This is a genomic window from Ensifer sp. ZNC0028 (assembly GCF_000799055.1).
Taxonomy (GTDB): domain Bacteria; phylum Pseudomonadota; class Alphaproteobacteria; order Rhizobiales; family Rhizobiaceae; genus Ensifer.
Genome location: NZ_JTLA01000301.1, coordinates 1 through 2,157, shown reverse-complemented (window position 1 = coordinate 2,157; position 2,157 = coordinate 1). Strand labels below are relative to the sequence as shown.

At 63.5% G+C, this 2,157-nt stretch carries 2 protein-coding genes; both read left to right on the top strand.

What is annotated here, in order from left to right; all coding sequences use genetic code 11:
- Positions 1-437 (top strand): methyl-accepting chemotaxis protein (locus tag L981_RS33115; RefSeq protein WP_043627347.1); only part of this gene is annotated, 437 nt, incomplete at its 5' end.
- A gap of 330 nt (positions 438-767) precedes the next feature.
- A partial coding sequence (locus L981_RS33110) for a methyl-accepting chemotaxis protein (protein WP_156134328.1) occupies positions 768-2,157 on the top strand: 1,390 nt, incomplete at its 3' end.

Here is a 2,157-nt window from a genome sequence, read left to right as displayed (position 1 = left end):
AAGCCGGCAAGGGCTTTGCCGTCGTCGCCCAGGAAGTGCGTGAACTCGCGCAGCGCTCGGCCAATGCCGCCAAGGAAATCAAGGCGCTGATCACCACCTCGGGCAACCAGGTCAGGAACGGCGTGACGCTCGTCGGCGATACCGGCAAGGCGCTGCAGACGATCGTTTCCGAAGTGCAGGAGATCAACAAGCACGTGAGCGCGATCGTGACCGCCACGCGCGAACAGTCGACGGGGCTCCAGGAGATCAACACGGCGGTCAACACCATGGACCAGGGCACGCAGCAGAACGCGGCGATGGTCGAGGAACAGACGGCCGCCAGCCATGGTCTCGCGTCCGAAGCCGCCTCGCTCAACGCGCTGCTTGCCCAGTTCAATCTTGGCGATACCCAGAGCGTATACGCGGCAGCGACCAGCCACCGCCGCCGCGCAGCCTAGTCCTCGCCGACATTCGACAGCTAAAAGGCCCGGGAGACCGGGCCTTTTCTTTGCGCACTGCATCAGGATTGTCGCTTTTCACTGCAGGATCGCGAGTCATCCCCTTGTTTCTTAAGCTTTGATAAAGCGGTCGCGCATACCGTTTCTTCGCCGCGAAATGACTTCGCCCGCACGTCGCCTCCAGCATTCATCATCGCGATGTGCTCCAGACACCTGTCCCAATGCTCAGCGTGCCCGTCACGCAATCGATGATTTGGCCGCGCACGACCGCAAAGGCGGAGGCGCGAGGGGAGACATACGGTGATCCTAAAGACTGCAACGGCAAGAAACATGTTCGCCATAGTGATGACCGGCCTTCTGACCTCGATGGTCACCGCCGCCGTCGTCTTCTGGCTCTCCTATCAGCAATTGCGTGAGCGCAGCATCGCCGAGATGACCAATGCCGCATCCGCAAGCGCGCGCAGCGTCGAGACGAAGTTTGCCGAGGCAAAGACGCTCGCAAACAACATCCGCTCCGCGCTCTATGCGGTAAAGGGCACCGGCGAGCCGTCGCGCGCCGAAATCGAGACCCTGATGAAACGCTGGATCGTCGACAATCCGCTTGCCGTCGGCATGAGCACCGGCTGGGAGCCGAACGCCTTCGACGGCAAGGACGCCGAGTTCGTCGGCAAGCCCGGCCATGACGCGACCGGCCGCTTCGTTCCCTATATCGCCCGCTCCGGTGACAAGGTGATCCACGAGGCGCTGGCCGATTATGACAAGCCGGGTCCGGGCGACTACTACCAGATCCCGAAGAAGACTGGCCTCGACATGGTCACCGAGCCCTATGTCTACCCGATCAACGGCAAGGACGTGCTGATGACCTCGATCATGGTGCCGCTGAAGAAGGACGGCGCCTTCATCGGTGTCGTCGGCGTCGACATGGCGCTCGGCGAACTCTCGACCGAGCTTGCCAAGCTGAAGCCCTTCGGCACCGGTTTCGTCTCGCTGCTCAGCAAGGACGGCAGCATCATCAGCCACCCCGATGCCAAGGTGCTCGGCAAGGTGCTGAAGGACACGCCGCTTGCGGGTGAGGGGTGGGGAAACCTCTTGAGCCACACCGGCCAGGCCTTCGCGCTGAAGCACACGGACGGCAGCGCGCATTTGGCCGTCGCCGTGCCGGTCAACCTGCTGCCCGACACGGAATGGTATGTCGTGGTCTCGGTTCCCGAAGCCACGGTCTTTGCCGGCCTTTCGCAGCTTGCGATGATCTCGATCGCCGTCATTGCCGTTGCCGCCGCGATCATGATCATCGTCGGCTGGACGCTGGCAAGCCGCTTCCGCAAGCGCGTCGCCAATGTCATCGGCGTCACCGGCCAGATCGCGGCCGGCGAGACCGACGTCGACCTGTCCGAGGCCGAGCGCAAGGACGAGATCGGCGATCTCGCCCGCTCCCTGCGGGTCCTGCGTGATGCGACGATCGCCAAGATGCAGCTCGAAAGCGAGGCGGATGCGAACCGTTCGCTGTCAGAGCGCGAGCGTCTGGAACGTGAAGCACAGAAGGCGCGCGATGCGGCCGAGATCCAGCAGGCCGTCAATGGTCTCGCGACGGGCCTTGGCCGTCTGGCCGAAGGCGATCTCGCCTACCGCATCGACGACCCCTTCGCCGATCGCCTCGACAGTCTCCGGGCCGATTTCAACAACTCGGTCGCCAAGCTGCACGACACGCTCTGCGCCGTCG